The organism is Acinetobacter sp. C15, assembly GCF_013420645.1.
Taxonomy (GTDB): Bacteria; Pseudomonadota; Gammaproteobacteria; order Pseudomonadales; family Moraxellaceae; genus Acinetobacter; species Acinetobacter indicus.
This window is the reverse complement of the sequence record NZ_VOXR01000014.1, coordinates 42,868-68,984: the sequence shown is the minus strand read 5'-3', so window position 1 is coordinate 68,984 and position 26,117 is coordinate 42,868. Positions and strand designations below refer to the sequence as shown.

Below are 26,117 nucleotides of genomic sequence, written 5' to 3'. Positions count from 1 at the left end.
TTACATGCAAAAGCATCAAGCTTAAGCAAAGTAACTAAGACCCGAACAAGTCCATAACAGTTGTGCTGGCGACAATAGCAAGAGTGAACCACCTGATCCCTTCCCGAACTCAGAAGTGAAACCTCTTAGCGCTGATGGTAGTGTGGGGTTACCCATGTGAGAGTAAGTCATCGCCAGCTCATTATTCAAAATCCCCCTAGCTTAAATAGCAGGGGGATTTTTTTATGCAGAAAATTTGTGTGCTTAAGAAAGTAGAATTTATCGAGGGTTCTTCTCTCCGTTTAAACCAGCTTTTAATCGGTTGAAATTGAAGCCCCCAATTTAACCGGAACCGGCGTATACTCATAATATAATTGGAGTGTATATGTCAGATTCCCAAAGCCAGACTCAGCAAATTGAGCACGATTCTCCTCAGTTTAAGGCCATTCTTCTCTCTTTGTTTTTGGCCGGTTTTGCCTCCTTTTCTGCCTTGTACTGTGTTCAACCGATGATGCCGATTCTGGCCCAGTTCTTTCAGGTCAGTCCGACCCAAAGTAGTTTTCCCTTATCTTTTTCGACCTTTGCTTTGGCCGCCGCTCTATTATTTACCGGACTGATTTCAGATCGGGTCGGGCGTAAACAGATTATGGTCGTGGCATTGTTCTCTGCGGCCTTACTGTTAATAGCCAGTGCTTTATTGCCACAGTGGTCATTTTTTCTCAGCACCCGTGTCCTGATTGGCATGGCAGTCAGTGGGGTGGCCGCGGTGGCAATGACCTATATTGGCGAAGAAATTGCGGCCAAAGATGTTGGCTTTGCCATGGGCTTATATATTTCAGGCACCGCAATTGGCGGCATGAGTGGCCGTTTAATTGCCGGAGTCCTGGTGGATTTTATTTCCTGGCAATATGCAACTTTAATCATTGGTGTGAGTAACCTGGCGATTGCGATTCTGTTTTACTGGCTGTTGCCCAATTCCCGGAATTTCCAGTCCTATCCGATTCAGTTATCGCGCTTTAAACAGGCCTTTGCCAAAAATCTGGCCGATCCAAAATTAAGAATTCTGTTTCTTCAGGGCTTTATTCTAATGGGATGCTTTGTCTCGGTATTTAACTACATGAGCTATCATCTGCTGGATGCGCCTTTTGCTTTGCCACAAACCTGGATCGGGCTGATTTCTGTGGCCTATCTGGCTGGAATTTACAGTTCACCACGGGCAGCACAGTGGGGACAAAAGTTTGGCCGGGAAAAAGTGTTACCGTTGATGCTGCTGGTGATGTGGGCCAGTCTGGCGCTAATGTTACTGAATCAGCTGGCGGTCGTGTTAGTCGGGCTGCTGATTTTTACCTTTGCTTTTTTTGCAGCGCATTCTCTTTGTAGCAGCTGGGTGACCGTGCAATCATTACAGTATCGGGCGGTGGGTTCATCTTTATATCTGTTCTGCTATTACTTGGGCTCGAGCGTGCTCGGCAGTGGTAGCGGTCTGATCTGGGAGCGCTGGGACTGGCCTGGTTTATTGATCTTTATCGCAAGTCTGCTGTTGTTGGGCCTGATATTGACCCTATATCTGAAAAAATTAAGCAGCACTGCACCCACGGCACAGATGAAAAATTAAAAACTTGATTTTGTATAAATTATAATCAAGCAAGCGACTTGGAATTCATGCTAAAATATTCGGCTTTCATCTTTCGATCTTTCGATCTTTTCTGATCTTCCATCTGCCAGCCGAGAATTGCTAGCCATGTCTACTGCTTATACCGCTCAAACCGCGCCGAAAGCGTTGTTTGATTACGACAAATATTGGGCGTCATGTTTTGAACCCGCGCCATTTTTGCCGATGTCACGCGAGGAAATGGACCAACTCGGCTGGGATAGCTGTGACTTTATTCTGGTCTGCGGCGATGCCTATATTGATCATCCATCTTTTGTATCCGGTATTATTGGCCGTGTGCTGGAAGCGCAAGGTTTCCGGGTCGGAATTATCGCGCAGCCTGACTGGACCAATGTCGAGGCCTTTCGTGCCTTAGGTAAACCGAATATTGCCTGGGGCGTCACCGCCGGCAATATGGACTCGATGATCAACCGTTATACCGCGGACCGCAAAATCCGCTCGGATGATGCCTATTCACCAGACAATGTCCCGAACAAACGTCCAGACCGTGCTGCAACCGTGTATTGCCAGCGCTGTCGTGAAGCCTTCCCGGATGTGCCGGTGTTGCTTGGCGGGATCGAAGGTTCACTGCGTCGTATTGCGCATTATGATTACTGGTCAGATAAAGTCCGTCGTTCAATTCTGATGGATTCAAAAGCCGATTTATTGATGTACGGTAATGGCGAGCGTTCCATTATTGAAGTGATGCACCGTCTGGCCAAAGGCGAAAAAATTACCGATATCACCGATGTGCGCGGTACTGCCTTTATTATCAATAAACATAACCGTGCGGCCAAAGCCAAGTTTGTCGAAATCGCCTCCAATGATGTCGATACCATTGGCCGTGTCGATCCGATCATCAACCCCTATGTGATGACCGAAGATATTGATGGCTGTGAAGTTGAAAAAGAAAAGGGTAACAGCTTAAGCCAGTACCAGAATTTCCAAAAAGAAATGGTGGCCAATCCGATTGTCCGTGAAGGCGACAACCTGGATGCCGATACGCAGATTGTTCAGCTGCAACCGGCCTCAAAAGCCATTAAGCATAAACTGCCACCACGTGAACTGGCGGTTATTCGTTTGCCATCTTTTGAAGACGTGGCCAATGATCCTGTGCTGTATGCACATGCCAACCGTATTCTGCATTTGGAAACCAACCCGGGCAACGCACGTGCTTTGGTGCAAAAACACGGCGAGCGTGATGTCTGGATTAATCCACCACCAATTCCATTGACCACTGAAGAAATGGATTATGTGTTTGACCTGCCATATGCACGTCTGCCACATCCAGCTTATGGCGATGCACGTTTCCCGGCGTTCGACATGATCAAGTTCTCGGTGAACATCATGCGTGGCTGTTTTGGGGGCTGTACGTTCTGTTCGATTACCGAACACGAAGGCCGTATCATCCAGAACCGTTCGGAAGAGTCGATTTTGCGTGAAGTGGAAAAAATCCGTGATACCGCACCGGGCTTTACCGGGATTATCTCGGACTTAGGTGGTCCAACCGCCAACATGTACCGTTTACACTGTAAAGATCCGGAAATTGAAAAGAACTGTCGTAAGCCGTCTTGTGTATTCCCGGGCGTGTGTCAGAACCTGCATACCGATCATGCACCACTGACCCAGCTGTACCGTAAAGCACGTGCGATTAAAGGCATTAAAAAGATTCTGATTGGTTCCGGTCTGCGTTATGACCTGGCGGTACTGAATCCGGAATATGTGCGTGAACTGGTGACCCACCACGTTGGGGGTTATCTGAAGATTGCACCGGAACATACCGAAAAAGGTCCGTTATCGAAGATGATGAAGCCCGGTATTGGTACCTATGACCGCTTCAAGCAAATGTTTGATCGTTTCAGCAAGGAAGCCGGCAAGGAACAGTATCTGATTCCGTATTTCATCGCGGCGCATCCGGGCACCACCGACTACGACATGATGAACCTGGCGATCTGGCTGAAAAAGAATGGTTTCCGTGCCGATCAGGTACAGACCTTCTATCCATCGCCAATGGCCACAGCCACCACCATGTATTACACCGGTAAAAACCCGCTGGCCAAAGTGGCGCGTTATACCGAAGATGTCGATATTGTGAAAGGAGAGAAACGTCGTCGTCTGCACAAAGCCTTCTTGCGTTACCATGATCCAAACAACTGGCCATTGTTACGTGAGGCTTTAAAAGAGATGGGCCGTGCCGATTTGATTGGCAATTCCAAGCAGCATCTGATTCCGACCTATCAGCCGCAAGGTACGGAAGGGCAGTACCAGTCAGTGCGTAAGAAAAACTCGACCCTGGCCGGAGATTCACAGAAACGTACCGGTCAGCATGGCAACCGTGGCCAAGGGCAAAATCAGGGTCAGTCGAATCGTCCGAAAAAAGGCCAGATGTTGACCCAGCATACCGGTTTGCCTCCACGTGAAACCGGCGAAAAACGTCCATTTGGCGGTGCAAAGGCCAAAGGTAAGTCTAAGCCAAAATCTCGTGCTTAAATCAGGAAAGGACGCCAAGTGCGTCCTTTTTCTGGTTCACATTTTGTCGGATTTGTCAGACAATCGGTTTGAAAAGAATTGTGAAGCTCATAAAAGTTGGTATACATTAGCTTGAGGAAAAACAAGGAGATGGTTTTTCCTGGAAACTTGCTCTGCAACAGACTGTCAGTGTTTATGCATCTTTCGTCAGCATTGCTTTAAGTTTCTTAAATTTAACCTATTTATAATAAGCAAAACGTTATACTTGTATTTGAAAAATAATCGGTGAGATACCGAATAAATTATAAGAATAGAGTATTAAAGGATTAACCTCATGACTGTTTATATTATTCTCGCAAGTCTTATTCTGGCAGGGTTGCTCATCATGGCAGCCAGGCATGCCATTCAGGCCAAACGCCAGACCGACAGTACCCTGAAACGCCGCGCTATTTTCAGTTTGAATGAGCAGCTGACCTATACCCGGCTGAAAGAAATTTTACCGACCCATACCGTGCTGACCCATGTGTCTTTTGATGCGCTACTGACCACCAAACTGCCGCGTACCCGCAATAAATACCGCAATATGGTGGCGGACTTTGTGGTGCTGGATGATGCTTATCAGGTACTGGCCGTGATTACCCTGGATGATACCCTGACCTTAAAACGTCAGCATATTCAGTATCAGAATGAATTGCTGCGGATGGCCGGTTATACCGTAATCAGCTTTGATCAGGTGCCGGAATATCAGCAGTTGCGTGAAGAATTTGGGTTACTGGAGGGCGCTGAAAATCTGGAGGCGCTTGATCTGCCAAAAAAGAAATTGGCGTTCTATCCGGCCTCAGCGCGCAGAATGGGCGCGTTGGGTTGAAAAAAAGCATCTAAACAGATGCTTTTTATCTCAAATTTTTATGGTTTAACCGCGACCACAGTCATTTCAACCAGGACTTCGGGCTGATACAGCTTGGCTTCCACACAGGTGCGGGGCAGCGCTTCAATATCGGCGACCCAGGCATCCCAGATTTCATTCATGGCAGCATAGTCCTGCTCGATATCTTTTAAGAAAATCATGACCGACATGATATGACTTTTATCGGTACCGGCTTCAGCCAGTAAACGGTCAATTATCTCAAGGGTCTGGCGGGTCTGACCGCGAATATCCAGGCTGGTGTCTTCTGCCAGCTGGCCGGCCAAATGCACCAGATGGCCTGAAATGGCAATTTCTGAATAGCGCTGTGCGACATGTAAACGTTGTACGGTCATAACAAAATCCTGTAGATGGGTAAGCAGCACCTTGGCTGCTCCGGCAATGTGACTATATTGCCATGAAGCGCCAGTACAGAACACCAGCGCTGCCGGAGTTGGTGCAGAAATTCATCAATCTTGTGGTGAGTTTAAATCGACAGGGACAATGATAGGACGTAAAAAGCCAGTGATCTGAATGGAATAGATCGGGATAATGCGATAGAAAATCAGATAAAAAGAAGAATGTACAACGAGGCGGGAGACGATACAGCCATCCATGGGAACGTCAGAGTTGTCCTGTAATATTCGGATAGATCATCACGCCAATCACAGGACAGCATGCTGAAAGTAAAGGTGATTTTCAGCATCTCAGCACATACATGGATAAATGTATTGCGCAGATAGATTACTCTAATTTTGCCTATTGTGAAGCGCATTTTGTATCATTTTTATTCTTTTGATCAATTCCTGCACAATTTTAAGCCTAAAGTAGACTGAGCTGCGGCTGCTGTGCTGGTGAGGATAGTTGATAAACTCCCACGCCAATTAACCGGAACTGTTCCTGGGGCGAAATATGCATTTCCTCAATTAACAGCTGCAGCGCCTGTGCCAGCTGCTGCGGATGAGTAAAAATATGCTGAAAGCTTTTGCTGTGCTGCAACACCTGAAAGTTTTTCAGTTTCAGTTTGACCGACACGCCGCGGGCGCAAAGCTGCTTTTTTTCCAGACTGGCCCAGACCTGTTGCAGCAGTTGTGGCCAGTAGGGTGTACATTGGCTGAGGACATAATCATCATCAAAGGTGATTTCTTTGGAAATCTGCTGGCGTTTGCGTTCGGCCTGGACCGGGCGCTCATCAATGCCTTGCGCATATAAAAACAGGCGTTTGCCATATTTACCAAAACGTTGAATCAGCAGGCCTTCTTCGACCTGTTGCAGATCGCCCAAGGTCTCCAGACCCAAGGTCTTCAGCTTTTCCTGCATGACCTTGCCCACGCCAGGAATTTTCTTTAAGGGTAAATCCTGAATAAAGGCCTGCACCTGCGAAGGCTTGATCACGCAGAGACCATTCGGTTTATGCCAGTCCGAGGCAATTTTGGCCAGGAATTTATTGGGTGCCACACCGGCAGATGCAGTAAGGCCGGTGGTCTGAAAAATATCTTCGCGGATGCGCATCGCCACTTCTGTGGCGCTGGGGAGTTGCTGCAGGTTTTCGCTAACATCCAGATAGGCTTCATCGAGCGACAGCGGTTCAATGATTGCAGTATATTTTTGAAAAATCTGATGGATTTGTGCCGACACTTCCCGGTATTTCTGAAAATTCGGTTCCAGTACAATTACCTGCGGGCACAGTTTCCGGCCCTGACTCATCGACATGGCCGAGCGCAGCCCAAACACCCGCGCCGGGTAGGACGCGGCCACAATCACTGCACGCGGATGATGTGATGCCACCACCACCGGCAGATGTTGTAACTCTGGACGCTCTTTTAGCTCGACCGAGGCATAGAACGCATCCATATCAATATGAATGATTTTTCTCATGGCACCATCTTAACGCGCGACATCCGTGGCTGTCATTAGCGGATAAGCATACGGTTGATCGAGCAGCAGCACTTGGGTCTGTTGTTGTGCTGCGGCCTTGATCACGGTATTCAGACTCTTCGGGGTATTATCGGCCAGATGTGGTAAAAACTGTAGCGGCTGTTCTGGCGGCTGGAAAAAATCATCCCAATGGATGGGAATCAGCACCTTGGGTTTTAGGTGCTGCAAGGTTTCTGCCAGATACTGCTGCTGATACTGTTCCGGTTGCCTGGACAGCTGGGCAATGCCCAGAAACAGATGATCGACCTGTAGCTGTTTGAGCTGTTCGGGAATAAAACCGGTGCTGGCCTTGACCAGACTTTTATGACCTTCATATTCAATCAGATAGTCAAAGCTATGGCCTTCTTTAAACTCCGAAAACCGTGCCGGTAGGCTCAGTGGCTGCTGGATTTCCTCACCCAGATCATTATTCACTGCAGTTGGCGGAGTATGCTGGGACGGGAAAGCGGTGACAGTAAAGTTGCCAATCTGCATCGGTTGTAAAGGTACCAGCTGCTGTAACTGGCTTTCGGGCAAGTGAGCACCACGGGCAATATTCAGCGTGCTTCGGGAACCAATAATTTTAGCCTGCGGCAGCAATTGGCCAAGTAGAGGGACATCCAGCGCATGGTCATAATGCGAGTGTGTCACCAGAATGGCTTGCGTTCGTTGCAATTGATGGAGCTCAATCGCATGTTCAATTACGATTGGCTGGCTGTTAATTTGACCAAACATCAGCTGACTCAGACTCGGCCGGCTAAAGAAGCCATCAATCAACAGCTGTTGCTGGCCATCATCAAACAGTAAGGTCGATACGCCAAAGAATTTGACCGTATAGCCCGCTGGTGCGGTTGCTGCCGGCTGATACAGCCATGGCTGGAAATCCTGCACTTTGCCGGAGGGCTGCAGCATATAGATGATGAGTGCAATCAGCAGTAATATCAGGCCAAGCAGACCTGACAAAATCTTGTATTTCAGTGTCATTCGCACAATATCCCTGTCAGCTTTTATTTTTATCTTGTTGGTATGAGTATTAAGGGGTTGTATCCACGCTATTTTTAGATGGTTCCACAATCTGGTTGGCCTTAAGAAACTGTTGCCAGTCCTGTTCATCGCCATAAAAGGCATTCAGATCGACCGGAGTGGCAATACCAGTAATCTGGCCACGATTGCTATATTGCCAGAACAGCCAGTCCGGGTTGCCGCTTAAGGCCGGTTTGCCCTGATATTCGCGTACCCACAGTGGCACCTGCGGGAATTGATTGACCAGTACAATATTATAAAAATTCTTGGAAATGTAAAAAATTGGCTGTTTGCCATAGTGCTGTTGCAGCGCGTCATGCATCACCCCAACTTCATGCAGCAACTGTTCCCGGGTATAGGTGTTGATGCAGTTGCTGTCGTATTCCAGATCAATCACTGGTGGCAAGCTGTTGGCCTGTTTCGGAACGCTGTCGATAAAATTCTGTGCCTGCACCTGACCATCACGACACAGCCGATAAAAATGATAGGCGCCGACCAGAAAGCCCTGTTCATGTGCGGCCAGCCAGTTATCCTGAAATTTACGGTCTTTAAAATCGCCGCCTTCAGTGGCTTTTAAATAGACGAAACGGTATTTTTCCGGTGAAATCCTGTGCCAGTCAATCTGCTGCTGATGATGCGAAACATCAAAGCCCTGAATCGGATAGTCCTGTGCGGTGACCGGCCGGGTATGCAGCACGCCCCAATATAGCAAGGCTGCCATTAGCACCATGCCGCAGATGGCAACCGCAGCATAGGTCAGGGGCTGGACAGAACGGCGGGCAGGGCGTGCAGACATAGGCAAGGCAGATCTTCAGGATTTTCAATTTTGATCATAACGCGAAGCCTGTACGGCGGCTAGCATTCCACGCGGCTTTAGACCGGGGTGTTTTTTGGAATTTTCCAGAAAATCATTGCAGCCAGCAGGTTGATACTGCCCAGACAGATCAGGCTGGCATGAAAGGCTGCGACCACCTGTTCCGGTCCCCAATAGGCACTAAACAGGTTGACCAGTGTTCCGGCCAAGGCCACGCCAATACTCATGGACAGCATCATGATCATCGACAGGAAGCTGTTGCCGCTGCTGGCATCTTGCTGCGGTAAATCTTTTAAGGTCAGGGTGTTCATGGATACAAACTGCAGTGAATTGAGCAGACCGAAAATAAAGAAATGCAGCGCGCGTAACCAGATGGGTGTATCGGCCGTGGTCAGGGCAAAACTGGCGATACAGGCCCCGACCAGCAAGGTATTGGTGATGAGCACCTGACGATAACCAAAGCGCTGAATCAGCTGGCGGATAATCGGTTTTGAGGCCAGCGAACCGAGTACGGTCGGAATCATCATCAGGCCGGTCACAAAGGGCTCAAAGCCAAAGGCCAGTTGCAGCATCAGCGGCAGTAAAAAGGGAATTGAATTGCCGGCCAGCCGGGCAATCGAGTTCCCAAGAATCCCGATTGCATAAATCCGGTGCCGGAACAGCTTGCTGCGAAACAGGGCATTCTGATGGGTATGCGCATGATAGGCATACAGGCCGGCACTCAGCAGACCGAGCAGAACCAGCGCAATGCTCCACCACAGCGAGTACAGCGGACTGGCCACGTTTTCAATGCCCAGTGACAGCCCGACCATGGCAATCAATAACAGGATAAATCCCCAGAAATCAAATTGCGGCACGCTCGGCTCGGTGATGTTTGGCATGGCTTTAAAGGTAATCAAGACGCCTAAAATGCCAATCGGCAGATTGATTAGAAAAATCCAGTGCCATGAGGCCACTTCGACCAGCCAGCCGCCCAAAGTAGGTCCAATTAAGGGGCCGATCAGACCGGCCAGACTCATCAGGCTCATGGCCGATAAAAACTGGGTGCGGGGAATGATTTTTAGCATCGCCAGACGACCAACTGGCAATAAGAACGCGCCGCCAATGCCTTGCAGTACCCGGTAAAACAGCAGTTCATTCAGGCTGCTGGCATAGGCACAGCCAATGGAGGCCAGGGTGAAAATCACAATGGCGGAAAAATAGGTGTTGCGCACGCCAAAACGGTCGGCCAGCCAGCCACTCAAGGGAATACAGGCCGCCACTGACAATACATAGGCCACCACCACGCTGTACATTCGCAGCGGATCTTCCTGCAAATTCTCGGCAATGGCCGGCAACGCGGTGTTGATGATGGTGGTATCCAGGCCCTGCATAAAAAAGCCAATTGACACCAAGAGCACTAACAATCTGAATTCGGGTTGCAGGGCTTGATGGGTTGGCGTGGCAGTCATAATTAGCGGGCATGGTGGAATTTTGCCTAGTGTAAAACAATCTGGCGCGGATGTCGTATCTAAAGCGTTGCCGCGTGACGGCCTGGCCCTGTCAGAAAACTGCAATCAAAACGTCATGGCACTGCAACCAGATGTTTATAAATTGTTCATATTCTAAACACTATCAAATTAAACCTATGAAATTAAAATTGAAATCACTTTGGGTGGCCATGTTGGCCGTGGGGATGGCAGCGTGTAACAGTGATGATGATCAGGTCAGTCCTGCACCGGTCGATCCAACCCCCAATACCATTGAACTGAGCAAAATTGGGGCCTATCAGTCGGGCATTTTTGCAGAAAGTGCCGCAGAAATTCCGGCCTATGATGCCGCCAGCAAACGCCTGTTTGTGGTCAATGCGCAGGCCGGGGTGCTGGATGTACTCGATTTAAGCCAGCCAAATCAGCCGGTTAAAATTGCCGAGATTCAGGTCCATGATATTGCTGAAGGCGCGGAAGTAAACAGTGTCGCGGTGCATAACGGTATTGTGGCAATTGCGATTCAGGCTGCCGTCAAAACCGATCCGGGTTATGTGGCGCTGTATCAGGCCAAAGATCTGAGCAAACTGGCGCATGTGCAGGTCGGTGCCTTACCGGATATGCTGACTTTTAGCCCGGATGGTCAAACCCTGCTGGTGGCCAATGAAGGTGAGCCATCTGATGATTATCAGGTTGATCCGGAAGGTTCAATTTCCGTGATTCAGCTGAGTAATTTAACAGCGCCTGTGGTCCGCACTGCAGACTTTAAAGCCTTTAATGGACAGGAAGCGGTGCTGCGTGCCCAGGGCGTGCGTATTTTCGGGCCAAATGCGACTGCGGCGCAGGATTTTGAACCGGAATATATTACGGTATCGCAAGATGGCAAAACGGCTTGGGCCGCATTGCAGGAAAACAATGCGCTGGCCAAAATTGATGTGGTCAATGCCAAAGTACTGGCGGTATATCCATTGGGCTTTAAAGACCATGGTCTGGACGGCAATGGCATGGATGTCAGCGATGCCGATGGTGTTGATGGAACGGGCAGTATTAAGATCCAGACCTGGGCCAATGTGCGCGGTCTGTATATGCCAGATGCAATTGCCAGCTTTGATGTGGCCGGCAAAACCTATATCGTGACCGCCAATGAAGGCGATGCGCGCGCCTGGGGCGAAGACACACCAGAATATTTTAATAACGACACCAGCAAAGGTTTTGTTGAAGAATGGCGAGTGAAACATCTGGTACATGCCGATGGCTTTTCCCGCCGTTTAGGCGATGATTTACCGGCGCACTTAAGCCAGCTGGCCAAAGGTGCCGAGCTGAATCCGGATAATTTTGGTTACTGCGGTGCCACGGCAGGCAATGCCGGTGACTGCCGTAAAGATCATCTGCTGGGTCGTCTGAATATTACCTGGACTGAAGGCTACCAGAAAAATGCCGATGGTACGCCAAAGCTGAATGAACGCGGCAATCTGGTATATGACCATCTTTATAGTTTTGGTACACGCTCGGTCAGTATCTGGACAGAAAATAGCGCGCAAAACGGTCTGGAACGGGTCTGGGATTCAGGGGATGATTTTGAGCAGTACATTGCCGAGCATCATCCGGAAATTTTCAATGCCAACCATGAAGAAGCAGGCATGGATAACCGCAGTGACAACAAAGGCCCTGAACCTGAAGGCGTGACGCTGGGCCAGATTGGCAGCAAAACCTTTGCCTTTATTGGTCTGGAACGTGCTGGCGGGGTGATGGTCTATGATGTATCGACTCCATCTGCACCAAGTTTTGTGCAGTATCTGAATAGCCGTGAGATGAGTGCGAGCACTGAACAAATTGAGCTGGGGCAGGCCGGTGATTTAGGCCCGGAAGGTCTGGTCTTTATTGAGGCAAAGGACTCGCCTAATGGCCAGCCATTACTGGTGGTGGGCAATGAAGTCAGCGGCAGCACCGCGGTATATCAGCTGAACCTGAAATAAGTGAGCAAAAAAGAGAAAGGGCACTACGGTGCTCTTTTTTATTTTAAATTTTCATTGTCACTAAAATGTCATAGAACTGAAATAGTATTGTCATCATTTTAAGCTAATGCCAGCCCGATTAGGGGTGGTGTTCCCTTTTTGAACATAGGCTTTGTTCTTATGACAATTGAACTTTTAATGGTAATCGGCTTCTGTTTGGCGGCCTATTCTATTGTCGGAAATGATGTACCTCAAACCTTAGGGACTTTTATTTCTTCTAACTCCCATCGTCCTTGGTGGGTACTGTGGGTGTATATCAGCAGTATCCTGGTTGTGGTCTTGGTCTATGGCTGGTATGCATCAGGCGTCGGTGATGCCTCTTATGGACGACTGGAAACCATTCCGTTCCCTGAAGGTGGAATTACCTGGCTGTATATTGTGCCGCCGGTTTTACTGTTGCTACTGACCAAATATGGTATTCCGGTCAGTACCACCTTCCTGGTGTTGACCATCTTCTCTCCTGCGAGCTTGGGCTCGATGATGGTCAAATCCATGATGGGCTATGCCGTGGCCTTCCTGGCGGCGCTGATCATCTATCGTTTTGTGGCCAACAAAATGACGGTGTACTTCAACCAGACCAAAGATCAGGAACATTCGACCAAATGGGTGATTCTACAATGGTTATCTACCGGTTTCCTGTGGAGCCAGTGGCTGATTCAGGATCTGGCCAACATCTTCGTGTATGTGCCGCGTCAGGTACCGTTTGAATTCCTGATGTTTGCCATTACGGTCTTTGTGATCTTGCTGGGGGTTATTCTGTACCAGCGTGGTGGTGCCATCCAGAAGATTGTCGATACCAAAACCGATGTTACCGATGTACGTGCTGCGACCATCGTGGACTTTATCTATGCAATGATCCTGCTGGTTTTCAAAGAGTGGAGCAATATCCCGATGAGTACCACCTGGGTATTCCTGGGTCTGTTGGCCGGTCGTGAATTTGCCATCTCAATGATTGTGAACGGGGTCAGCAAATACCGTACCTCACGCAATGTCAGCAAAGATGCGATGAAACTGATGTTTGGTCTGGCCATGTCGGTATTCCTGGCGACCACTTTGCCATGGTTCTATAACCTGATTTCAGGCTAAGCATGGACTGAACATCAAGTACAAAAAAAGCGAGCTTCGGCTCGCTTTTTTCTTTCTGGACTTTTGGGTTCAAGCGCTTTAAATGGCAACGTGCTGTGGGGCATCCAGATTATGTAATGCAGTCAGGATTTCATCGGCATGATTGCAGATAATCAGCTTGGCGCGGTGCTGCGGCGGCAGGAAGCCTTCAGTCACGGCATGGTCAAGTTGGGCAATTAGCGCATTATAGAAGCCATTGACGTTATAGAGCATCATCGGTTTTTGATGCTGGTTCAACTGGCCCCAGGTGGCAATTTCCAGAATTTCCTCAAAGGTGCCCAGTCCGCCCGGCAAGGCCACAAAGGCGCTGGCACGTTCGGCCATGAGGGCTTTACGTTCATGCATGCTGTGTACAATATGCAATTCGGTCAGACGATGATGGGCAATTTCATAATCCAGCATAAATTCCGGAATCACCCCTACAGTTTCACCGCCGTGATCAACCACGGCATCGGCGACCTGACCCATTAAACCGATACTGGCGCCGCCATAGACCAGACCAAAGCCATTTTCCGCCAGACGGCGTGCCAGTGCCACGGCCTTTTCCTGATACACCGGTTTATTTCCGGAACGTGAGCCGCAATATAAAGCAATTAAAGGTTGTGTTGTTTTAGGAGAGGGATGTTTTAAATTATCAGTCATTTTTACTACGCTATTCATGATTCTTGTTTCACCTTAACATGTTCTTTTTGTCTGCTCTAGCTTATGCAAAAAATATGACAAACAATGCCAGCGCCGTGCAGTGTGATTGCAAAGAATTGTTAAAGCATGCAGCACAACCGTGACCAGGCCAAAAAAAGAGTGATTCTGGCGCCAATCTTTTCTATACTGAAATTGTGTTTGACAACAATAGAACCGTCATGGGTAGTGGACACTATCGCACCATACAACAACAGCCGCTTTTAATCTCTTTTCTTTTTCCCTTTCATTCCCCAGGTTTTGAAACAGCCGGTCTTGGCTGTCGCACAGCCAAAACGATACTCGTGGAGCATCGCCCATGATTTTTGAATGGATGTCTGATCCAGCCGCATGGGTGGGTTTGCTGACCCTGATTATTCTGGAAATTGTGCTAGGTATTGATAACCTGGTGTTTATTGCTATTCTGGCTGAAAAATTACCACCGGAACAGCGTAACGCCGCACGGGTGGTCGGGCTGATTCTGGCTTTGGGCATGCGCCTGATTCTGCTGGCGTCAATTGCCTGGGTGGTGACCCTGACCAATCCGCTGTTCCATATTTTTGATCATCCCTTCTCCGGTCGTGATCTGATCTTGCTGTTTGGTGGGGTGTTCCTGCTGTTTAAAGGCACCATGGAGCTGCGTGAGCGTATTGAAGGCAAGCCGCAACTGAAAGAAGAAAATCCGGTACACGCCACTTTCTGGATGGTGATTGTGCAGATTGTGGTACTGGATGCGGTGTTCTCGCTCGACAGTGTGATTACCGCAGTCGGTATGGTCAAAGAGCTGTCGGTGATGATGATCGCGGTGATCATTGCCATTGGTATTATGCTCTGGGCCTCTAAACCGCTGATGGACTTTGTTAACAAACATCCAACTGTGGTGATTCTGTGCCTGTGCTTCCTGATGATGATCGGTTTCTCACTGGTGGTGGAAGGTTTCGGTTATCACATTCCAAAAGGCTATTTATATGCCGCGATTGGTTTCTCGGTGATGATCGAGTTCCTGAACCAAGCCATGCGCAAAAATCAGGAAAAAATGGTCACCACCACTGACCTGCGTTATCGCACTGCTTCCGCGGTAATGCGGATGCTCGGCGGCAAACCGAACGGGCCGGAACCGGAACATCCAAGTCCGGAAGAAGTGCTGGCCACGCGTGCTTTTGCCGATGAAGTCTTTGCCGAAGAGAACAGCGTTTACCATACCGTGATGGTGCAGGGTGTACTCAGTCTGGCCGAGCGTCCGGTAAAATCGGTGATGACCCCGCGACCGGAACTGGAATGGCTGGATTTAGATGAAGACCAGGACAGTATTCAGGCCCAGCTGATGAATACCTCGCATTCACGTTTAATTGTGGTGCATGGCGAGCTGGACAATATTGCCGGGGTGGTGCTGACCCATAAGGTCATGAATGAATTTATTGAAACCGGCGTACTGGATTTTGAAAAACATCTGCGCGAACCGGTGATTGTGCATGAAAATGCACAGGTGTTGATGGTGATGGAACAGCTACGTCAGGCGCCGCTGCAAATGGCAATTGTGCTGAACGAATATGGCTCGATTGAAGGTGTGGTCACCCCGATTGATGTACTGGAAGCCATTGCCGGTGAATTCCCGGATGAAGATACCCTCGACGCGGTTGCAGAAACCCTGGAAGATGGCAGCCTGATGCTAGATGGCTCGACTGATATCCGCCATGTCTCGTTATTGCTCGGTCGTGATCTGGTCAATGAGCTGGAAGAATATTCGACCCTGTCGGGTTATATCCTGTTCCATCTCGGCCGTTTGCCGGAAAATGGCCAACGTCTGCTGGCTGATGATCATATTTTTGAAGTGGTCACCATGGACGGGCATAAAATCGAGAAGGTGCATGTGCTGCCACAGCCGCCAGCCGAGTAGCACTCAGAATATTCCTGTTTTCCGATTCAGTTCCGTTAAAATAGCCTGCATTGTCAGGCTATTTTTTTGGAAAATATTTATGTCAGAACAGCCTTGTCCTTGTGGCGCTGGGTTTTATCACAGTTGTTGCCAGCCTTTGCATTTAGGTCAGCAGCAGGCCCAAACTGCCGCTCAGCTAATGCGTTCACGCTATAGTGCCTTTGCCTTGCAGCAGATTGATTATATTGTCAAAACCACCGCACTTGGTCAGCAGCAGGCTCTGGATGTGGCCGCTATTCGGGACTGGAGCAGCGCCAACCAGTGGTTAAAACTGGAAATCGTAAGTGCTCAGGAAAAGCTGGACAAAAGCCATGCCCAGGTCGAATTCAAGGCCTATTATCAGGATGGCAACCAGCCGCAGATACATCATGAAGTATCGCATTTCGTCAAACATCAGGGTGCGTGGTATTTTCTTGATCCGACCACCGATCAGCAGATCACCATGAAACAGCCCTGTATCTGCGGTTCGGGCAAGAAATTTAAGCAATGTTGTGCGCAATTTTTATAACATTTGCCGTATTTTCGCTTATGATAACGCGCATCAATTCCCCTAGTGAAAGAAGGGCAGTTCATGTTGCTGTTGGTCATTTATATTATTGCCATTACTGCAGAAGCAATGACAGGTGCATTGTCGGCAGGACGGCGAAGCATGGACTGGTTCGGGGTGACCCTGATTGCCTGTGTCACCGCACTGGGCGGCGGCTCGGTACGTGATGTATTGCTGGGCCATTATCCTTTAACCTGGGTCAAGCATCCGGAATATCTGGTCCTGACCTGCGCGGCAGCCTTTGTCACCATTTTAATTGCCAAATGGATGCGCCATCTGCGTTCCATCTTCCTGGTGCTGGATGCTTTGGGCCTGATTGGCTTTACCATTATTGGCTGCCAGATTGCGCTGGAAATGGGCCACGGTTTTGTGGTGTCGGCAGTGGCTGGTGTGCTGACCGGCGTCTCGGGCGGGATTCTGCGTGATATTCTGTGTAATGATGTGCCGCTGGTGTTCCGCCGTGAGCTGTATGCCAGTATCTCTTTTGTGTCGGTGATCTGCTATTGGGTCTGTATTGAAATTGGCCTGTCGCTAGAACTAACCGTTATCGCCACGCTGATTTTTGGTTTTACCTTACGTTTAATTGCGATCTATTTTGGTCTGGAAATGCCAAAATTCATTTATAAGGATGATGATGAGCAGTCGGCCTCATCCAAAGATGCCTCCTAGCCACAAATCTCCTATAAATTAAACGGCATGACCGCTATCTAGATAGCGGTCATTGTCTTTAAAATCAAAGCTGATTGCTGTTGTCATAACAATAACCAGGCGCGCCATCCGCGTTTTCCTCTCCACCCTGTCAGAGCGTTTATTATGGATCTAGTTTCTCGTGTACAACGCTTACCGATTGGTAAGTTCCACTATACCTTGCTATGGGTCATCGGACTGGGCTGGATGTTTGATGCCATGGATACCGGTTTAATTTCCTTTATTCTGGCCAAAATGGCGGAAGACTGGCAAATGAGCCCGGCAGAAAAAGGCTGGGTGGTGTCAATTGGTTTTGTTGGCATGGCCATTGGTGCGGTGTTCTCCGGCGGGTTGGCCGACCGGATTGGGCGTAAAACCGTATTTGCCACGACCCTGGTGATTTATAGCCTGGCCACAGCGGCCTGTGCCTTTGCCCCAAATTTAAGCTGGTTACTGTTTTTCCGCTTTATTGTCGGTTTAGGGCTGGGCGGGCAGTTGCCGGTTGCGGTGACTTTGGTCAGTGAATATATTCCGGCGCATGTGCGGGGCCGTTTTATTGTGCTGCTGGAAAGCTTCTGGGGGCTGGGCTGGCTCTGTGCGGCGCTGGTGTCTTATTTTGTGATTCCGACCTTTGACTGGCATATGGCCTTTTTAATTGGTGGTTTGCCGGCGCTCTATGCCTGGGTCATCTGGAAAAAAGTACCGGAATCGGTGCCGTATTTGATTAACCGCGGCCGGGTCGAAGAAGCGCACAAACTAGTACAAAGTCTGGAACGCCGCTGCGGTGTCGAGGTGATTGAACAGCTGGAAGTGAAACCGGTGGCCGCCAAACAGAATATTTCTTTTGCCCAGCTGTGGTCGGGGCCATTTGCGCGTCGTACCCTCATGCTGTGGCTGATCTGGTTCGGCATTGTCTATTCCTATTATGGCATTTTTACCTGGCTGCCAAGTCTGCTGGTCAAGGAAGGCTATACTATTGTGCAGTCCTTTGAATATGTGCTGATCATGATTCTGGTGCAGTTGCCGGGTTATATTGCGGCGGCCTGGCTGGTAGAAAAACTTGGCCGCAAAGCCACACTGGCCGGCTTTATTGGGCTGTGTGCGGTATCAGCCTACTTCTTTGGACAGGCCAGCAGCGTCGGCATGATCGTGTTCTGGGGATGCCTGATGTCGTTCTTTAACCTAGGCGCCTGGGGTGTGCTGTATACCTATACACCGGAACAGTATCCAACCAATATCCGCGCCTTTGGTTCGGGCTGGGCCTCGGCGGTGGGCCGTATGGGCGGTATTGTCGCGCCTTTGGTGGTGACCCAGATGATGGTGATGCACAACGGCTTTAGCTACGTATTTATGATGTTTACCGCGGTGCTGCTGGCCGTGGCACTGGTGATTGTGGTACTAGGTGAAGAAACCCGCGGCAAGACCCTGGAGTCGATTGGTTTATAAGCAATCCTCATACAGACAATGCAAGATGCGCTGGCTATTGTGTCGGCGCATCTTTTTTAGTTCGGGAATATGTTTTTCAATACGCAGTCAGGCTTGTGCATTTTTCAGTTGATTGACCCGCCTAAAATGGATATTTTTACGCCATAAGACATAAATTGTCGCAGAGTGTGGTCAGCTACCCTTGTGCTGGCTGCGGCTGCGGCATAGCATAAGAACGTCAAAACTATAACGCATTAATTTAGGATTACAGGTTGTTATGACAAGCCTCGCGCATCATGCGACAGAAAACCGTTCCGTAGCAGAATTTACTGAACAAGCATATCTCAGCTATGCTATGTACGTGATTATGGACCGTGCATTGCCTCATATCAGCGATGGCCTGAAACCGGTACAGCGCCGTATCGTCTATGCCATGAGCGAGCTGGGTCTCAAGCCAAGCAGTAAACCAAAAAAATCTGCACGTACGGTCGGTGATGTGCTGGGTAAGTACCATCCGCATGGTGACTTGGCCTGTTATGAAGCCATGGTGTTAATGGCGCAGCCGTTTAGCTATCGTTATCCATTTATTGAAGGGCAGGGCAACTGGGGTTCACCGGATGATCCAAAATCCTTTGCCGCAATGCGTTATACCGAAGCCAAATTATCCGCATATAGTGACCTGTTACTGTCTGAACTCGGTCAGGGCACCTGCGACTGGCAGGACAACTTTGATGGTTCCCTAAAAGAGCCAGTGACCTTGCCGGCACGGGTTCCAAATATCCTGCTCAATGGCACCACCGGCATTGCCGTGGGTATGGCCACCGATATTCCGCCGCACAACTTGCGTGAAATCATTAAAGGCACCATCGCCCTGATCCGTAATCCGAATTTAAGCGATAGCAAGGTTGCAGAATATATTCCTGGCCCGGATTTACCGACCCGGGCTGAAGTAATTACCCCGCCAGATGAACTGTTAAAGATTCAGACCACTGGACGCGGCAGTTATCGCATGCGTGCGGTGTATACCATTGAAAAAAATGAAATTGTTATCAGTGATTTACCGTATCAGGTCTCTGGCTCAAAAGTCATTACCCAGATTGCTGACCAGATGCAGGCCAAAAAGCTACCACTGGTGACCGATGTACGGGATGAGTCGGACCATAAAAATCCGACCCGTCTGGTGATTGTGCTGCGTTCCAACCGGATTGATGCCGATGCGGTGATGAGCCATCTGTTTGCAACCACCGATCTGGAATCAAGCTATCGGGTCAACATGAACATGATTGGTGCCGATGGTCGTCCACAGGTGAAATCGATTCGCCAGATTTTATTGGAATGGATCGAGATTCGTAAACATACCGTCACACGCCGCCTGCAATATCATCTGAACAAGATTGAAAAACGCCTGCATATTCTGGCCGGCTTGCTGATTGCCTATTTAGACATTGATACCGTGATCCGCATTATCCGCGAAGAAGATCATCCCAAAGCAGAGCTGATGGCGCACTTTGGTATTGATGAGATTCAGGCTGAAGCCATTTTGGAACTCAAGTTGCGCCATCTGGCCCGACTGGAAGAAATGGAAATCCGTCGCGAACAGGAAGAACTCGAGGCCAAAGCTGCCACAATTCGTGAACAGTTGGCCAATCCGGAATCATTAAAAAACCTGATTATTACGGAGTTAAAAGACGACGCCAAAAAGTTTGGTGATGACCGCCGTTCACCAATCGTGCAGCGCGCTGAAGCCACTGCCATTAATGAACAGGACATGCTGCCGGCTGATCCGGTAACCGTGGTGCTGTCTGAAGCTGGCTGGATTCGCTGTGCCAAAGGCCATGATGTCGATGCCGAAAACCTGAATTTCCGCGCGGGTGACCAGTATTTAAGTCACGCCCAAGGCAAATCCAACCAGCGTGCCTATGTGCTGGATGACACTGGACGCAGTTATGGTGTGGCCATTAACAGCCTGCCATCGGCGCGTGGTTTGGGTGAACCGCTCAGTTCACGTTTATCACCGGCCAGCGGGGTCGGCTTTAAACAGGTGTTTGTGGCAGAAGATCAGGCTGAAATTCTGATCATGAGCAGCAAAGGTTATGGCTTTAAAACCCAAGCCAAACAGCTGGATACCAATGCCAAAGCCGGTAAGGCTTTCCTGAGCCTGTCTGAAGGTGCCAGCGTGATGAATCTGCAAACTATTGAGCAGTTCAGTCATGTTGCGCTACTCAGTTCTGCCGGCCGTTTACTGATTGTTGATCTGGCAGAATTACCGGTGCTGAACAAAGGTAAAGGTAATAAATTGATACAACTTGAACCGAAAGATCAGATTGTATCCATGACAATGCTAAATTTAGGTGAAATAATTCAAGTGTTTGCAGGACAACAGCAGTTAAAATTAAAAGGTGATGACTTGCAGAAGTATATCGGTAAGAGAGGAACCAAGGGACAGCTTTTACCACGGGGATATCAAAAAGCAAATAAACTGTTGATTCAGAGATAAGACTAGCGTTGTTTACATAAAATACGTTATATATGAATCGAATTCGTGAAAATGGATCCACTGCTGTACATAAACAAGCCAAAAAATGAAGTGCGGCAGTGTATAAAACAGTTGAATATTAAGGATTACTGATTGGAGAGATTGGCATTATGGAAAAAATTTGGTTTGAAGAATACCGAAAGACAGGGATTCCAGAAACTGTAGAGTTGCCACCGGAGAATACGTCACTGGTTGATATCTTTGAACGTAATTTCCAGAAGTTTGGTTCACGTGATGCCTTTATCTTTATGGATAAAGTGCTGACCTTTGCTGAACTGGAAGAAGCAAGCCGTAAATTTGCAAGCTATTTGCAAGGTCTGGGCTTGGCCAAAGGCACACGTGTTGCAGTGATGATGCCAAACGTTCTTCAATATCCAGTGGTGGCGTTGGGTGTATTCCGTGCCGGTCTGGTGCTGGTGAATGTAAACCCGCTGTATACCTCACGTGAACTTGAGCATCAGTTAAATGATTCTGGCGCAGAAGTGCTGGTAATTATTGAGAACTTCGCTTCTGTATATCAGGCGATTCTGGGTAAAACCCCAGTCAAGCACGTTGTGGTTGCCTCTGTGGGTGACATGCTGGGCACCTTAAAAGGTACTTTGGTGAACTTTGTCTTACGTTCAGTACGCAAACAGATTCCGGCGTGGGACCTTCCGGGTCATGTCAAGTTTAATGCAGCCATGTCGAAAGCCAATGTCAGCAACTACAAGCGTCCAAGCCTGACCCTAAGTGATACGGCAGTACTGCAATATACCGGTGGTACGACAGGGGTATCTAAAGGTGCTGAACTGACCCATCGTAACCTGGTGGCCAACCTGTTGCAGTGTGACGGTATTTTCCAGAGCAAATTCGGTGCACAAGATGGCCAGCCAGATGACCGTATTTTCTGTGCTTTACCGCTTTATCACATCTTTGCTTTCATGGTGTGCGCACTATACGGCATGTACAAAGGTCAGGCGAACATTCTGATTCCTAACCCGCGTGATCTGCCTGCGGTGATGAAAGAATTACGTAAATACCAGCCAACATTCTTCCCTGCTGTGAACACGCTGTTTAATGCGCTGGTCAACAATGAAGAATTCAAACAGCTGGATCACAGCAAACTGAAGATGGCGATGGGCGGGGGTATGGCGGTTCTGCCTTCTACTGCGGAAGCTTGGAAGAAAATTACTGGCACTAACATCATTGAAGGTTATGGCCTGTCTGAAACTTCTCCAGTGGCAACTGCAAACCCACCAGCATCTGAAGAATTCAGCGGTACGATTGGTATTCCGTTACCTTTGACTGAAGTTGCAATTCTGGATGATGACGGTAATGAAGTTGCACTCGGTGAGCAGGGTGAAATCTCAATCCGTGGTCCACAGGTGATGAAAGGCTATTGGAACCGTCCGGATGAAACCGATAAAGTGATGGTAAATGGCTTCTTCCGTACCGGTGATATCGGTGTTATGGATTCACGTGGTTACATCAAAATCGTTGACCGTAAGAAAGACATGATTCTGGTCTCTGGCTTCAACGTTTATCCTTCTGAAATTGAAGAAGTCGTGGCGAAGCATCCAAAAGTGCTGGAAGTGGCGGCAATTGGTGTGCCAGACGAGAAATCAGGTGAAGTGCCAAAACTGTTCGTTGTGAAGAAAGATCCTTCATTGACGACTGAAGAAGTTCTGGCATTTGCGAAAGAAAACCTGACCGGTTATAAACGCCCACGTTATGTTGAATTTATGGATGAATTACCGAAATCTAACGTAGGTAAAATCCTGCGTAAAGACCTACGTAAGACTGCATAAATTCTGCAATAAAAAAAGCGCCTAAGGGCGCTTTTTTAATGCTCTTTTTTCATTAGCCAGCGGTCGAAGTAAGGACGTCCGACTCCCATCACCCCGAGGAAAATAAACATCGAGCCAAACTGACGGCTAAAACCGGAGGAATGGAAACTGCCATAACTTAAAATATTATCAATCAGGCAATACGCCAGAATTACGGTCACCCAGTGCCATAAAGGCAGACGTTTAATTCCCACCGCATACAGGGCCACCCACAGCACCACAAAGGTAAACAGGGTCGACCAGATATTCAGGTTGGAACAGATGACCGTTAATAAAAAGGCCACAATGGGAATCACAATTTTTAAGGCCCGATCGACTTGCAGCTGATGCTGGCGCTGTTTTTCAAGTACATCGAACATTTCTTTTTGATCAGGATTGACCATCATGAATCCTACACAATGAATAAAAACACCCTATTTAACAAAATTTATGCTTAAAACACCATGCTATGATAAAGTTTTGAAGAATTCCGACGAGAAAAAATAGATGCAAAGTATTAGTGGAATCGTCTATCTGATTCTAATCGCCTGCCTGTTGCCTTATTTATTTGCAGTAATTGCAAAAATGGCTGGCGGCTTTAAATCTGAAGATAATCAAAATCCACGTTCTTTTTTAGCCAATACTACCGGTCTGGCGGCGCGTGCCAATGCTGCCCAGCAAAACAGCTTTGAAAGTCTGCCGCTGTTTATTGCCGCCATTTTACTGGCCGAATATATGGTGATTCCGCAGTTTATTATTATGACCTTTGGCATTGCCTATCTGGTGTTTCGTCTGCTGTACGGGCTGTGTTATCTGGCCAACTGGGCGACGTTGCGCTCGATTATCTGGTTATTATCGTTACTTTGCCCGATCTGCTTATTGCTGCTGGTGATTAAACTGACCGCGTGATTGCACAGCAAAATATCTATTTTTATGTCATGAATGTATAATCGCGAAGTCATTAATAGCCGAAACCCGTTATAATTGACGCGGTTTAAAAAATTTAATTTGTGAAAGAGTGATGCCATGAGCTACAGCAATATCCCAGCGGGTAAAGATGCGCCAAATGATATCTATGTAATCATTGAAATTCCTGCCAATGCAGCGCCAATCAAATACGAAATTGATAAAGATTCTGATGCGTTATTTGTCGACCGTTTCATGGGTACTGCAATGTTCTACCCAGCAAACTACGGTTATGTGCCAAATACCTTGTCTGAAGATGGTGACCCATTAGACGTATTGGTGGTAACACCACATCCGGTTGAACCAGGTTCAGTAATTCGTTGCCGCCCGGTCGGTAAATTGAACATGGAAGATGACGGTGGTATTGATGCGAAACTGATCGCGGTACCGCACGACAAATTGACCCCAATTTACAAAGACGTGAAAGAATATACCGATCTTCCACCGTTACTGATTCAACAGGTTGAACACTTCTTTGCCCACTATAAAGATTTAGAGCCAGGCAAATGGGTGAAATTGACCGGTTGGGAAGGCGCAGACGTTGCCAAAGCTGAAGTATTAAAAGCGATTGAAGCTGCAAAATAATACGGCTTTTCCCCCCTCACTGAGCTGTTTTGTTTAGTGAGGACGCCATAAAAAAACCTGCACAGTGTGCAGGTTTTTTTGATTTAAACCATCGTCAGGACATTAGAATAATTTCACCGGGATGTCTAACCAGATACGCCATTCGTTGGTTGAGCCGATAGCATTACTTACATAGTTGCCAGAAGCATTATTGTAAGTATCACTTGCGCGCAAGTATGAGTGACGTAAGCGTAAGCTTGCATCTTTGAATGCACCAGATTGAACCGTATATTTCACTTGGTTAAAGAATTCATGTTCTTCAGCTTGGTCGATAATTTGTGCTGGATTATTTATTTCGGCTACATCAATATCCCAACCATAAACGAATGCTGTTGTCCAGTTTAGACCTGGAAGACCATGGTTTTTAAAATTATAGTTGTACTGTAAGCCAACAGATTTTTCATCGTTACCATTAAAGTCGGATAAGTATGAGTTTGGTACATAAATGCTTTGTAGACCATCTGCGTTGTAAGCATAGTCGTAACCTATGTTGCCCGCATTATCTTGGTATGCAAGCATCAAATTGTGTGCATCTCTGTTATAGCTTGCAGATACACCCCAAATTGAGTTAGTCAATTCTTCAGTCGCACTGCGTGGATCAGTGGTTGCTGCTCCAACTTTCCATTTAGTATTGTAACCCATTGCATCTAAAGTTACGGTCGCACCATTTGCTGTAGGAAAGCTGTAATTTACATTCCCATAGTGACGATCTAATTTATCTTTAACGTCTACCCCATAATAAGAGGCATTAACTTGGTCGTTAAACTTGTATTTCGCGCCCCAGAAAATAGCACTGTCCAAATTTTGTTGGTCTGAGCTGATATCATTAGACCATTGATTTTTAGTGAATTTACCACCGATTAACGTCAAGTCTTTAATTTCGTTACTTTCAATATAAAGACCAGTGTAGTACTCAGGGGTTAAACGAGCAGTATTACTTGCAATTACTGGAATTTCAGATACTTGCGTACCATATTTAGCCGTTGTGTTTGATACGCGTGCTTTGACATAAGCACCTCCACGTGCCCAATGATCATAGGCATCTTTAGTTCCATCGGCATTATCTTGACTATGCGTTGGGATCATTTGGTTACCAGTATGCCCATTTTTACCGAGTTTAAATGAAGCATCACCAATGATACCTGCACCAAAACCAACAATACCTTTGGTAAAGCCAGAATCTAGATTAATTATTGCTGTTTGAGCTGCAGAGCTTGTATCGTTTGTTAGTCCATCTTTTTTATCACGATTCAAATAACCTGTACGGAATAAAACCGAACCGTTTGCATCTTCTACAAAGCCTTTAGATTCACTTTGCTCGCTGGCAACAGCTGTAGAAATTAAAGCAGCTTGTACCAGGACTGCTAATGTTAATTTTTTCGCGTTTAGCATTGGGAGAGAGCCTCATCCAGAATGTTATGTTTCAATTTGTTTAAAAAGAACCCAGAAACCGGAAGAATTTTATAGGGAATTTGTAAAAAAGATACCGTTTTATCCATTTTTCTTTGAGAAAAATGCAAACGCTAGCGTATACAGTTTCAATCCTTGCT

At 47.8% G+C, this 26,117-nt stretch carries 21 protein-coding genes and 1 rRNA gene; 14 read left to right on the top strand and 8 right to left on the bottom strand.

The genetic code is table 11. From position 1 onward, the window contains the following. Nucleotides 1–64 precede the first annotated feature (64 nt). The 4 genes from rrf (at nucleotide 65) to FTT63_RS07605 (ending at nucleotide 4,967) form a co-directional block, all read left to right on the top strand. Nucleotides 65–179: ribosomal RNA gene (gene rrf, locus FTT63_RS07620) — 5S ribosomal RNA — on the top strand. A 185-nt stretch (nucleotides 180–364) separates the two neighbouring features. Then, complete coding sequence (locus tag FTT63_RS07615) at nucleotides 365–1,594, top strand: MFS transporter (protein WP_180192144.1); 1,230 nt, start codon at nucleotides 365–367, stop codon at nucleotides 1,592–1,594. Between the two features lie 126 nt (nucleotides 1,595–1,720). After that, nucleotides 1,721–4,120 (top strand): YgiQ family radical SAM protein, encoded by a 2,400-nt coding sequence (locus FTT63_RS07610; protein ID WP_180192143.1) that lies wholly within the window; start codon nucleotides 1,721–1,723, stop codon nucleotides 4,118–4,120. Nucleotides 4,121–4,433: 313 nt separating this feature from the next. Further along, complete coding sequence (locus FTT63_RS07605; RefSeq protein ID WP_005181471.1) at nucleotides 4,434–4,967, top strand: DUF2726 domain-containing protein; 534 nt, start codon at nucleotides 4,434–4,436, stop codon at nucleotides 4,965–4,967. A 38-nt stretch (nucleotides 4,968–5,005) separates the two neighbouring features. Here FTT63_RS07605 and FTT63_RS07600 read toward each other — a convergent pair whose 3' ends face one another. From FTT63_RS07600 to mdtD, 5 genes are all read right to left on the bottom strand, one after another. After that, nucleotides 5,006–5,359, bottom strand: coding sequence for a RidA family protein (locus FTT63_RS07600; RefSeq protein WP_005181474.1), 354 nt, complete (start codon nucleotides 5,357–5,359; stop codon nucleotides 5,006–5,008). Between the two features lie 466 nt (nucleotides 5,360–5,825). Then, nucleotides 5,826–6,881, bottom strand: a complete 1,056-nt coding sequence (gene dinB, locus FTT63_RS07595) for a DNA polymerase IV (protein ID WP_127800460.1) — start codon at nucleotides 6,879–6,881, stop codon at nucleotides 5,826–5,828. Nucleotides 6,882–6,890: 9 nt separating this feature from the next. Then, nucleotides 6,891–7,904, bottom strand: coding sequence for an MBL fold metallo-hydrolase (locus FTT63_RS07590; protein WP_163146221.1), 1,014 nt, complete (start codon nucleotides 7,902–7,904; stop codon nucleotides 6,891–6,893). 49 nt (nucleotides 7,905–7,953) lie between these two features. Next, nucleotides 7,954–8,739 carry a GH25 family lysozyme gene (locus FTT63_RS07585; protein ID WP_180192142.1) on the bottom strand — a complete coding sequence of 262 codons (786 nt, stop codon included), beginning with the start codon at nucleotides 8,737–8,739 and terminating at the stop codon, nucleotides 7,954–7,956. Between the two features lie 77 nt (nucleotides 8,740–8,816). Then, nucleotides 8,817–10,208, bottom strand: a complete 1,392-nt coding sequence (gene mdtD / locus FTT63_RS07580; RefSeq protein WP_127801544.1) for a multidrug transporter subunit MdtD — start codon at nucleotides 10,206–10,208, stop codon at nucleotides 8,817–8,819. 176 nt (nucleotides 10,209–10,384) lie between these two features. Here mdtD and FTT63_RS07575 point away from each other — a divergent pair, with 176 nt between their 5' ends. Together FTT63_RS07575 and FTT63_RS07570 are read left to right on the top strand one after the other, a co-directional pair. Further along, a complete protein-coding gene (locus tag FTT63_RS07575; RefSeq protein ID WP_218953999.1) occupies nucleotides 10,385–12,199 on the top strand; it encodes a choice-of-anchor I family protein in 1,815 nt (604 codons plus the stop codon). 159 nt (nucleotides 12,200–12,358) lie between these two features. Next, the gene (locus FTT63_RS07570) at nucleotides 12,359–13,324 is read left to right on the top strand and encodes a hypothetical protein (protein WP_127800452.1); all 966 of its coding nucleotides are present in this window, start codon (nucleotides 12,359–12,361) and stop codon (nucleotides 13,322–13,324) included. Nucleotides 13,325–13,402: 78 nt separating this feature from the next. Here FTT63_RS07570 and FTT63_RS07565 read toward each other — a convergent pair whose 3' ends face one another. After that, complete coding sequence (locus tag FTT63_RS07565; RefSeq protein WP_005181508.1) at nucleotides 13,403–14,023, bottom strand: TIGR00730 family Rossman fold protein; 621 nt, start codon at nucleotides 14,021–14,023, stop codon at nucleotides 13,403–13,405. A 337-nt stretch (nucleotides 14,024–14,360) separates the two neighbouring features. On the opposite strand from FTT63_RS07565, the gene FTT63_RS07560 reads away from it, so the two are divergent. The 6 genes from FTT63_RS07560 (at nucleotide 14,361) to FTT63_RS07535 (ending at nucleotide 22,959) form a co-directional block, all read left to right on the top strand. Continuing rightward, the gene (locus tag FTT63_RS07560; RefSeq protein WP_005181513.1) at nucleotides 14,361–15,938 is read left to right on the top strand and encodes a TerC family protein; all 1,578 of its coding nucleotides are present in this window, start codon (nucleotides 14,361–14,363) and stop codon (nucleotides 15,936–15,938) included. 79 nt (nucleotides 15,939–16,017) lie between these two features. Next, on the top strand, nucleotides 16,018–16,485 hold the full coding sequence (locus FTT63_RS07555) for a YchJ family protein (protein ID WP_104489945.1): 468 nt from the start codon (nucleotides 16,018–16,020) through the stop codon (nucleotides 16,483–16,485). A gap of 63 nt (nucleotides 16,486–16,548) precedes the next feature. Then, the gene (locus FTT63_RS07550; protein WP_005181518.1) at nucleotides 16,549–17,193 is read left to right on the top strand and encodes a trimeric intracellular cation channel family protein; all 645 of its coding nucleotides are present in this window, start codon (nucleotides 16,549–16,551) and stop codon (nucleotides 17,191–17,193) included. Between the two features lie 144 nt (nucleotides 17,194–17,337). Then, nucleotides 17,338–18,657 carry an MFS transporter gene (locus FTT63_RS07545; RefSeq protein ID WP_127800450.1) on the top strand — a complete coding sequence of 440 codons (1,320 nt, stop codon included), beginning with the start codon at nucleotides 17,338–17,340 and terminating at the stop codon, nucleotides 18,655–18,657. Nucleotides 18,658–18,913: 256 nt separating this feature from the next. After that, nucleotides 18,914–21,133: a DNA topoisomerase IV subunit A gene (gene parC, locus FTT63_RS07540; protein ID WP_180192141.1), complete on the top strand. Its 2,220-nt coding sequence runs from the start codon at nucleotides 18,914–18,916 to the stop codon at nucleotides 21,131–21,133. A 149-nt stretch (nucleotides 21,134–21,282) separates the two neighbouring features. Continuing rightward, nucleotides 21,283–22,959, top strand: coding sequence for an AMP-binding protein (locus FTT63_RS07535; RefSeq protein WP_152342156.1), 1,677 nt, complete (start codon nucleotides 21,283–21,285; stop codon nucleotides 22,957–22,959). A 35-nt stretch (nucleotides 22,960–22,994) separates the two neighbouring features. On the opposite strand, the gene FTT63_RS07530 is transcribed toward FTT63_RS07535, so the two are convergent. After that, on the bottom strand, nucleotides 22,995–23,381 hold the full coding sequence (locus FTT63_RS07530; protein ID WP_075167837.1) for a hypothetical protein: 387 nt from the start codon (nucleotides 23,379–23,381) through the stop codon (nucleotides 22,995–22,997). A 103-nt stretch (nucleotides 23,382–23,484) separates the two neighbouring features. Here FTT63_RS07530 and FTT63_RS07525 point away from each other — a divergent pair, with 103 nt between their 5' ends. Continuing rightward, nucleotides 23,485–23,886, top strand: a complete 402-nt coding sequence (locus FTT63_RS07525; protein ID WP_005181530.1) for an MAPEG family protein — start codon at nucleotides 23,485–23,487, stop codon at nucleotides 23,884–23,886. 117 nt (nucleotides 23,887–24,003) lie between these two features. Next, nucleotides 24,004–24,528 (top strand): inorganic diphosphatase, encoded by a 525-nt coding sequence (gene ppa / locus FTT63_RS07520; RefSeq protein ID WP_005181532.1) that lies wholly within the window; start codon nucleotides 24,004–24,006, stop codon nucleotides 24,526–24,528. A 102-nt stretch (nucleotides 24,529–24,630) separates the two neighbouring features. Here ppa and FTT63_RS07515 read toward each other — a convergent pair whose 3' ends face one another. Further along, nucleotides 24,631–25,959, bottom strand: coding sequence for an OprD family outer membrane porin (locus FTT63_RS07515; RefSeq protein ID WP_005181539.1), 1,329 nt, complete (start codon nucleotides 25,957–25,959; stop codon nucleotides 24,631–24,633). Between the last annotated feature and the right edge of the window lie 158 nt (nucleotides 25,960–26,117).

What these genes read in the sequence shown, in the direction of transcription:
- FTT63_RS07545 (WP_127800450.1), top strand. Translation starts at nt 17,338, where the DNA reads ATGGATCTAGTTTCTCGTGTACAACGCTTACCGATTGGTAAGTTCCAC.
- FTT63_RS07575 (WP_218953999.1), top strand. Translation starts at nt 10,385, where the DNA reads ATGAAATTAAAATTGAAATCACTTTGGGTGGCCATGTTGGCCGTGGGG.
- FTT63_RS07550 (WP_005181518.1), top strand. Translation starts at nt 16,549, where the DNA reads ATGTTGCTGTTGGTCATTTATATTATTGCCATTACTGCAGAAGCAATG.
- FTT63_RS07535 (WP_152342156.1), top strand. Translation starts at nt 21,283, where the DNA reads ATGGAAAAAATTTGGTTTGAAGAATACCGAAAGACAGGGATTCCAGAA.
- dinB (WP_127800460.1), bottom strand. Translation starts at nt 6,881, where the DNA reads ATGAGAAAAATCATTCATATTGATATGGATGCGTTCTATGCCTCGGTC.
- FTT63_RS07525 (WP_005181530.1), top strand. Translation starts at nt 23,485, where the DNA reads ATGCAAAGTATTAGTGGAATCGTCTATCTGATTCTAATCGCCTGCCTG.
- FTT63_RS07560 (WP_005181513.1), top strand. Translation starts at nt 14,361, where the DNA reads ATGATTTTTGAATGGATGTCTGATCCAGCCGCATGGGTGGGTTTGCTG.
- FTT63_RS07570 (WP_127800452.1), top strand. Translation starts at nt 12,359, where the DNA reads ATGACAATTGAACTTTTAATGGTAATCGGCTTCTGTTTGGCGGCCTAT.
- FTT63_RS07565 (WP_005181508.1), bottom strand. Translation starts at nt 14,023, where the DNA reads ATGAATAGCGTAGTAAAAATGACTGATAATTTAAAACATCCCTCTCCT.
- FTT63_RS07590 (WP_163146221.1), bottom strand. Translation starts at nt 7,904, where the DNA reads ATGACACTGAAATACAAGATTTTGTCAGGTCTGCTTGGCCTGATATTA.
- ppa (WP_005181532.1), top strand. Translation starts at nt 24,004, where the DNA reads ATGAGCTACAGCAATATCCCAGCGGGTAAAGATGCGCCAAATGATATC.
- FTT63_RS07615 (WP_180192144.1), top strand. Translation starts at nt 365, where the DNA reads ATGTCAGATTCCCAAAGCCAGACTCAGCAAATTGAGCACGATTCTCCT.
- parC (WP_180192141.1), top strand. Translation starts at nt 18,914, where the DNA reads ATGACAAGCCTCGCGCATCATGCGACAGAAAACCGTTCCGTAGCAGAA.
- FTT63_RS07610 (WP_180192143.1), top strand. Translation starts at nt 1,721, where the DNA reads ATGTCTACTGCTTATACCGCTCAAACCGCGCCGAAAGCGTTGTTTGAT.
- FTT63_RS07555 (WP_104489945.1), top strand. Translation starts at nt 16,018, where the DNA reads ATGTCAGAACAGCCTTGTCCTTGTGGCGCTGGGTTTTATCACAGTTGT.
- FTT63_RS07605 (WP_005181471.1), top strand. Translation starts at nt 4,434, where the DNA reads ATGACTGTTTATATTATTCTCGCAAGTCTTATTCTGGCAGGGTTGCTC.
- FTT63_RS07530 (WP_075167837.1), bottom strand. Translation starts at nt 23,381, where the DNA reads ATGGTCAATCCTGATCAAAAAGAAATGTTCGATGTACTTGAAAAACAG.
- FTT63_RS07585 (WP_180192142.1), bottom strand. Translation starts at nt 8,739, where the DNA reads ATGTCTGCACGCCCTGCCCGCCGTTCTGTCCAGCCCCTGACCTATGCT.
- mdtD (WP_127801544.1), bottom strand. Translation starts at nt 10,208, where the DNA reads ATGACTGCCACGCCAACCCATCAAGCCCTGCAACCCGAATTCAGATTG.
- FTT63_RS07515 (WP_005181539.1), bottom strand. Translation starts at nt 25,959, where the DNA reads ATGCTAAACGCGAAAAAATTAACATTAGCAGTCCTGGTACAAGCTGCT.
- FTT63_RS07600 (WP_005181474.1), bottom strand. Translation starts at nt 5,359, where the DNA reads ATGACCGTACAACGTTTACATGTCGCACAGCGCTATTCAGAAATTGCC.